Origin of the sequence: Streptomyces capoamus, from assembly GCF_014654935.1 — a bacterium.
Classification (GTDB): Bacteria; Actinomycetota; Actinomycetes; order Streptomycetales; family Streptomycetaceae; genus Streptomyces; species Streptomyces capoamus.
In genome coordinates this window covers 68,104-68,810 of record NZ_BNBF01000025.1, presented here as the reverse complement: position 1 = coordinate 68,810, position 707 = coordinate 68,104, and the positions used below count along the sequence as shown (strand labels likewise).

Below are 707 nucleotides of genomic sequence, written 5' to 3'. Positions count from 1 at the left end.
CCGGCCGCCCACGGGCCGGCTCGGAGCGTGCCCGGCGCTCCACCACGTTTCGGTTAATTCTCGTACAACCATTCGCCACATCCGGCTGTCTGCTTATCGCCAGGAAGGTTGAGGGGTCAGGAAGAGGAGCACAGAACGTGACCGTGCGTTCCTTTGCGCGGCGGATGCGACCGCGAGTCGAGCGGAAGGCCGCCGAGCGGGTGTGGCAGCTCCGCACCATGCGGCGGCGCCGGAAGGCGGCGGTGACGGATCCGGTGCTGCGCCCGGTCGCGGTGCGCGGCCAGCAGTTCTACGGCCGCGTCGTGGACCGGTTCACGGCAGCCGAGGCGGCCGCCTCGAACCTGGACCTGGTGGTCGGCGCGCTCGAGCAGGAGGGGATCTCCTACTTCCTGGTGTCGTCCCGCGCCCGCTACACGGTCGGCGTGAACGCCGTGGACCGCGAGCGGCTGCTGACCGCGCTGGAGGCGCGGCTCGCGGGGACGGCCGTGTTCATCGGCCGGCCGCTGCCCGGCGGCCAGCTCAAGCACCCGGCGCTGTTCCTCGACGGAGTCCTGCCGGCCGCGCTGCGCACGGCGCCCGTGCTGCGCGTCGGCGAGAACCACCTCGGCCCCGCCGGCCAGCTGCTCGCCGGACCGGAGCTGGCCTGTGACGTGGAGTTCTGGGAGGACGGCGGGGCACTGCTCGCCTCCGCCGACGGGCCCCGGCGG

Annotated in this window: 1 pseudogene; it reads left to right on the top strand. The window is 73.4% G+C overall.

Features of this window, described 5'->3' with window-relative positions:
* Nucleotides 1-164: 164 nt before the first annotated feature.
* Nucleotides 165-707 (top strand): annotated as a pseudogene (locus IE312_RS42650) (sugar phosphotransferase); the annotation flags it as partial.